We start from the raw sequence: 6401 nt of genomic DNA, 5'->3' as shown, positions 1-6401 counted from the left end.
CTGAGCTAACGACCCATCTTAAACCTGTCACCGTCCGCATGTGGCGAACCGTGTTAAACATGGTGGTCGTTACTGGGCTCGAACCAGTGACCCCCTCCTTGTAAGGGAGGTGCTCTCCCAGCTGAGCTAAACGACCTGGGAATTCTGTCTTCACCCGCAGTGAAGAAATGGTGGGTCGTGCTGGATTCGAACCAGCGACCAATTGATTAAAAGTCAACTGCTCTACCGACTGAGCTAACGACCCTCACCACGACCAGATTCGAGTGCACTACTGCACCGGCTCTGACGGCGGCCTATATTACGGATTTATCATCCTGGCGCAATAGAAAATTCTTAAATTAAATCTGTTTGCTCACTGCGCATACAAAGCGGTGCCGTATTTACAAGACTGTTACGAAAACAGTGACCTACGGCAATGCTACAACTTGCTCAGACTCTGCTTGGCCAACTGGGCCGGCGAGGTGTTGGGGTAGCCCTTGATCACCTGCTCATAGAACGTCTTGGCTTCCGCCTTCTTGCCATCGAGCTGTGCCAGCATGCCGAGTTTCAGCAGGGCATCGGCTCGCTTGGGCGACTTGCTGTACTTGTTCGCGACCGTAGAGAACTGGGCAGAGGCGCCGGCTCTGTCGCCCTTGTTGAACATAAGCTGGCCGAGCCAGTAATGGGCATTGGGCACGTAGCTGGAGTTCGGGAACTGCTTGATGAACCCTTCGAAGGCGGGAATGGCCTTGTCGTAGTTCTTCTCCTTGAGCACCATGTTCACGGCGGCGTCGTAGGCCTGGTTCTCGTCCTGGTTGGTCGAGTAGTTGGCCGCGGCGGCTGGGGCCGTGGCAGCGGCTGCCGGGGTCGCAGGCGTGGCGGCAGGCTGGCTGTTCGCCACCTTGTCGAGCTCTTGATAGAGCTGGCGCTGGCGCTCCTGGGACTGTTCCATCTGGTAGGTTTGCTGTTCCAGCTGGCCGCGCAGTTCGGAGACCTCCCCTTGCAGGGAATCCACCTGTTGCTGCAACTCGGCCTGCAGGCGCAGACGGGCGTTGAGGGTGCGCTCCAGCAAGGCGACCCTGTCTTCCAGGCTGCCGGTGGGCACGATGGCGCCATTGTTGCCGCTGAGGGCCACGGCACTGCCGCTGTCGCCACTGAGATCGCTCACCGGCGCCGCCGCTTGCGCGTTCAGCGCCACCAACACGGCCATCACAAGAGTCGCTTGTTTATACACAGATTTCATTCGGATCAAACCTTAGCGTTTAGTGCAACTAACACGGCCATCGCATTAGTCGCTTGCTTATACACAAATTTCATTCGGATAAAATCCGCAGGCTCGGTGTAAATAAAACGGCCATCGAAATGGCCGTTGCATATACACGAATTTCGTTCGCGTCAAACCTTAGTAAACCAGGACCGCGCGGCGGTTCTTGGCAAAGGCGTCCTCGGTGTGGGACAAGTCCAGCGGCTTCTCTTCGCCATAGCTGACGATGGAGAGCTGCTCGGCCTGCACACCCAGGGTTTGCAGATACTTGGCAACGGCCTTGGCACGACGCTCGCCCAGGGCGATGTTGTACTCCGGAGTACCGCGCTCATCGGCGTGACCTTCGATCAACACCTTGACGGACGGACGTTCACGTAGGTAGCTGGCATGGGCATCCAGCAGGTCGGCGTACTGACCCTGGATGTCGTAACCGTCGTACGGGAAGAAGATCACGTTGTCGCGTTGCAGAGCTTCGAACTTCTGACGCATCTGCTCTTCCGGGGACAACATGCCGTTGGCGCCACCGGTTTGTACACCGCCCATGCCGTCGGTCATGCCAGACTCGGCACCAGCGGCGTCGGAGTCGGAAGAAGAACTACAGGCAGCCAGGGTGAACAGTGGCAGTGCGATGGCCAAACCCTTGAGCAGTTTATTGAGTTGCATGCTATTTCCTTAAACCTTTATAACAAAACAAAAAACAATCGATTTTTTTATCAATTCAAGAAGGGCGACCAAGCTGGTGCACGAATTTCACCGCTACTGGTCGGAAGCACTGCCTTGAAACGACCATCGGTCGAGACCAAAGCCAGACTCTTACGACCCTGATAGATGGTGGCATAGATGATCATGCTGCCATTGGGAGCCACACTTGGCGACTCGTCCAGAGCACTCTGAGTCAGAACCAACATGGCGCCGTTTTCCATATCCTGGCGAGCGATGCGATATTGTCCCTGAACCCGGGTCACCATCACCATGGACTTGCCGTCCGGCGTGATGGATGCCCCCTGATTGGAATCCCCTTCCCAGGTCATCCGGCGAGTGACGCCAGTCGCCAAATTTACGCTATAAATCTGGGGTTTGCCACCACGTTCAGAGGTGAACAGCAAAGTTTGACCGTCCGGCATCCAGGAGGGTTCGGTGTCTATGGTGCGGTTGTTTGTGACTCGAGTGAGTTGCTTGCTAGCCACATCAATGACATAGAGATCAGGCTGCCCATCTTTGGACAAAACGATAGCCAATCGGCGACCATCTGGTGACCATTCCGGGGCGCCATTGATGCCACGGAAACTGGTGATCAGACTGCGCTGCTGGTTGTAGATATCCTGCACATAGATCTCGGATTTCTGGTTCTCGAAGCTGACATAGGCCAGCTTGCTACCGTCCGGTGACCAGGCCGGGGACATCAGCGGTTCACGGGAGCGCAGCAGCGTCTTCTCGTTGTAACCGTCGTAGTCGGAGATCCGCAGTTGATACGGGAACTGGGTGCCCTGCTGGACGGAGACATAGGCCAGTCGGGTCAGGAAGGCGCCACGCTCACCGGTCAGACGCTCGTAGACGATGTCGGAGATGCGATGGGCGAACTGACGCATCTGGGCACCCGGGATAGTCGCCATGCGGCTATCGAGGATGTAACCGTTGGCTTCCCCACCCTGGGTCTTGGCCAGCTGGCCCTTCAGCACATCGACCAGCTCGAAGTTGATCTTGTAGGTGCCATCACCCACGGCGGCGACGGTACCGACCACCACGGCCTCGACGCCCTGGGAGGCCCAGGGGGCGAAGTTGATCTCGCCACTGGTGCTCGGGGTCTGCGGCATCTGACCACGGGCCAGCGGCTTGAACTTGCCGCTGCGCATCAGATCGTTGGAGACCACCTCGGCGATATCCTGTGGCAGTTGGCCATTGCCTTCCCACTTGAAGGGCGCAATCGCGATGGGTCTTGCGCTGTCAATACCGCCGGTGATGACGATGTCCAAGGCCGCCTGAGCGCTCTGGCCCAGCAGAAGGCAGCCAACCAAAGCAAAAAACACTTTTCTTATCATGGCTTAAATACTCTGTTCCAATAAAAATTGAGAGGTGAAATTCCTTTATCAGCAGACCCTGCCAACCACAGTCAATGACCCCGTTTTATCATGCCTAGATGTTAGGTTCTAACTTGAGGTTAAACTCCTTCAACATCTCGAACGCAGCCGGATCCTTCGGCACCGGCAGCTGATTGGCCTTCAGCACGGCCGCCTTGCCGGAGCGACAGACCGCCGGGTCGCCCTGGCCGTTGTCCACCGAGATGACGAAACCGGTACTGGCCAATTTGACACCGATAGTACAGGTTTTACCCCGCATGGTGGGATCCAAAATCATATAGCGCTCGACCGTCGCCTTGATGAGGGCCGCATACTTGTCGACCTCCCCCTTGGCTGCCGCCGAGGCGGCCTGACTGCGAGAATTGGCCTCAGCCTCCAGCTGCTGCTGCATCATGGCTTCCATCTCTTTTTGCAGCTTGGCCTCTTCGGCTGCCTTGCGCTTGCGCTCGGCATCGATCTTGGCCTTCTTGTCGGCCTCGGCCTTCGCCTTCTTCTCTGCGTCAGCTTTTGCCTTCTTGGCGGCGTCGTCCGCAGCCTTTTTATCGGCCTCAGCCTTGGCCTTCTTGTCGGCTTCCGCCTTGGCTTTCTTCTCTGCCTCGGCCTTGGCTTTCTTGTCGGCTTCCGCCTTCTTGGCCGCATCCGCCTTGGCTTTATCGTCGGCCTGCTTCTTCTCTAACTCTTCTTTCTTTTTCTTCAGCGCCAGCGCCTTGGCCAGCTCGGCTTCCTGACGCTTGGCTTCGGCCTGCTTGGCCTTCTGCGCATCCAGCTTGCGGGCTTCCTCGGCTTTCTGGGCCTGCTCCTCCGCCTGCTTCTGCTCGGCGACCTTCTTCTGCTTCTCGGTCTCGGCCTTGCGAGTGGCCTCCTCGGCCTCCTTGCGCTTGGTCTCGGCAACGCGCAGACGCTCCTGCTCCTGCGCCAGCTCACGCCGGGCCTGATCGGCGTCTTCCTTGTCCTTCTCCTTCTGCTGCTGTGCGGCCTTGGGTTGTGCCTTCTTCTGCTGCTGGATCTGTTGTGCCTGTTGTTCCAGGAACTCGCTGTCCAGCATCACCGCATTGACGATCTCCCCTTTCGACTCGGGGCGCTTCGGCTTGCTGAAGTCGATCCCGACCAGCAATATGATGCCGATGATCAGGTGCAGCAGCACCGACGCGATGAGATAACCGGAAATACCACGCTTCACATCCATCTCCGTCAGTTCACCGGATCCGTCATCAGGCCAACCTGAGGCACGCCGGCTTTCTTGAGGGCGACCATCAACAGGATCACCTCTTCATAGCGCACGGACTTGTCACCAGCCACCACCACGGGGGCATTCTGGTTGATGGCCAGATAGCCCATGGCCTTCTCGGTGATGTATTGCTGCATCGCCTCGGGCGTACCGCTCGGTACCGGCTCGTCATCCGCCTCACCGGCCTTGATGACATACTCGCCTTCGGTGTTGACGCTGACGATGAAGGGGGGCTTGGCATCCTCGGGCAACTGCTCCGACTCCGCCTGGGGCAGGTCAACCTTGACCCCCTGCGTGATCACCGGCGTCACCGCCATGAAGATGATGAGCAGCACCAGCATGACGTCGATATAGGGCACCACGTTGATCTCGGCCACCTTCTTGCGCCGGATCCGCTGATAGGTTTGCATTACTTCTCACCCTGCTGCTGTGCGATCTGGCGGTTCAGAATGGTAGTGAACTCGTCCATGAAGTTGGCGTAGGCGTTTTCCAGCCGCTCCACCTTGTTGGTGAAACGGTTGTAGAAGATGACCGCCGGGATGGCCGCGAACAGACCCATGGCGGTGGCGATCAGCGCCTCCGCGATACCGGGAGCCACCATCTGCAGGGTCGCCTGCTGCACCTGACCCAGGGCGATAAAGGCGTTCATGATGCCCCAGACGGTACCGAACAGACCGATGTAGGGGCTGATGGAGCCGATGGTCGCCAGTACCGGCAGGTTGGATTCCAGCTCGTCTACCGCACGGGACAGGGAGACCCGCATGGCGCGATAGGTACCGTCCATCACCGCATCCTGACCACGGGCGCCGGCCTTGAGCAGGCGGGCGTACTCCTTGAAGCCGGAGTAGAAGATGTCTTCCATGCCTTCGATGTCATCGCGGCGGGAGGAGGACTCCTGGTAGAGACGGTTGAGGTCGACTCCGGACCAGAATCTGTCTTCAAACTGCTCGGAGGCCAGGTTGGCGGCCTTGATGGCCTTGGAACGCTGGAAGATCAGCGCCCAGGAGACGACCGACATGCCCATCAGGGTCATCATGACCAGTTTCACCAACAGGCTGGCTTGCCAGAACAGACCAATAAACGAAATTTCAGCGTGCACTTAACAGCACTCCCTTGATTTTTTCAGGTATTGCAACAGGTTTCATTTGCGGATGACTGACACAGGCTATCTGAACCATGGCCTGGGTGATCAGTCGTCCATCAGCCGCCAGGATCTGTTGTGAAAAGCGCATGGAAGCGCGTTTCACTTCAATCACTTGCGTCATTACGGTCAGCAGTTCATTGAAACGGGCCGCAGAGCGGAAATCGATCTCGGTGCGACTCACCACGAAGGCGAATCCCGCCTGCAGCAGGACATCTTGTTCGATGCCACCGGCGCGCAGGAATTCGGTACGAGCCCGTTCCATAAACTTGAGATAATTGGCGTTGTAGACGATGCCTCCGGCGTCGGTGTCTTCGTAGTAGACACGCACCGGAAACTCAGAGACTTCCCCCATAAAAATCTGTGATCCATTCGACAGTCAGATGGGGGGCTATCATAGCGCAGGGCTGAATAGGAAAGAAGCAGGGGGAGACAGGGAAATCCCATCTCCCGCCGTTTTTATGGCAGGCAATAGTGCATGGTCAATCAGAACCCACACAACAGACTGGGCTGGGTGAACCGAGGGGAAAGTGGCCGTCAGCCCCTGGACGAAGAAGCGGTAGGAAGCAGGGGAGCCACAGGCGCTTGCCGTTTTGATGGCAGGCAACGAACTCGTGGTCGAGCAGCACCCGCACAGCAGACTGGCTTGGCTAGATAAAGAGAGGGAGGCGAGTCGCCGACTGGCACGGTAAAAGCAGGAGGGAGGCAGAT

At 57.7% G+C, this 6401-nt stretch carries 7 protein-coding genes and 2 tRNA genes; all 9 read right to left on the bottom strand.

Annotated elements, in window-relative coordinates; translation table 11 throughout:
• Nucleotides 1-60: 60 nt before the first annotated feature.
• A tRNA-Val gene (locus BN1124_RS03260) sits at nt 61-136 on the bottom strand.
• A gap of 32 nt (nt 137-168) precedes the next feature.
• Nucleotides 169-244 (bottom strand) — tRNA-Lys (locus tag BN1124_RS03255).
• Between the two features lie 174 nt (nt 245-418).
• Nucleotides 419-1222 carry a tol-pal system protein YbgF gene (gene ybgF, locus BN1124_RS03250; protein WP_042639146.1) on the bottom strand — a complete coding sequence of 268 codons (804 nt, stop codon included), beginning with the start codon at nt 1220-1222 and terminating at the stop codon, nt 419-421.
• A 159-nt stretch (nt 1223-1381) separates the two neighbouring features.
• Nucleotides 1382-1906, bottom strand: coding sequence for a peptidoglycan-associated lipoprotein Pal (pal, locus tag BN1124_RS03245; RefSeq protein ID WP_033130714.1), 525 nt, complete (start codon nt 1904-1906; stop codon nt 1382-1384).
• 50 nt (nt 1907-1956) lie between these two features.
• The gene (tolB, locus tag BN1124_RS03240) at nt 1957-3282 is read right to left on the bottom strand and encodes a Tol-Pal system beta propeller repeat protein TolB (RefSeq protein WP_042639141.1); all 1326 of its coding nucleotides are present in this window, start codon (nt 3280-3282) and stop codon (nt 1957-1959) included.
• A 94-nt stretch (nt 3283-3376) separates the two neighbouring features.
• Nucleotides 3377-4507 (bottom strand): cell envelope integrity protein TolA, encoded by a 1131-nt coding sequence (tolA, locus tag BN1124_RS03235; protein WP_042639139.1) that lies wholly within the window; start codon nt 4505-4507, stop codon nt 3377-3379.
• A 5-nt stretch (nt 4508-4512) separates the two neighbouring features.
• Nucleotides 4513-4959, bottom strand: a complete 447-nt coding sequence (gene tolR / locus BN1124_RS03230) for a protein TolR (RefSeq protein ID WP_005331545.1) — start codon at nt 4957-4959, stop codon at nt 4513-4515.
• The gene (tolQ, locus tag BN1124_RS03225; RefSeq protein ID WP_042639137.1) at nt 4959-5648 is read right to left on the bottom strand and encodes a protein TolQ; all 690 of its coding nucleotides are present in this window, start codon (nt 5646-5648) and stop codon (nt 4959-4961) included. The genes tolR and tolQ overlap by 1 nt, the downstream gene beginning before the upstream one ends.
• A complete protein-coding gene (gene ybgC / locus BN1124_RS03220) occupies nt 5638-6045 on the bottom strand; it encodes a tol-pal system-associated acyl-CoA thioesterase (protein WP_042639135.1) in 408 nt (135 codons plus the stop codon). Before ybgC ends, tolQ begins: the two co-directional genes overlap by 11 nt.
• Between the last annotated feature and the right edge of the window lie 356 nt (nt 6046-6401).

This window comes from Aeromonas eucrenophila (assembly GCF_000819865.1).
GTDB lineage: Bacteria > Pseudomonadota > Gammaproteobacteria > Enterobacterales > Aeromonadaceae > Aeromonas > Aeromonas eucrenophila.
Note: the sequence above shows the minus strand (reverse complement) of the source record. Positions and strands in the feature narration are given on the sequence as shown.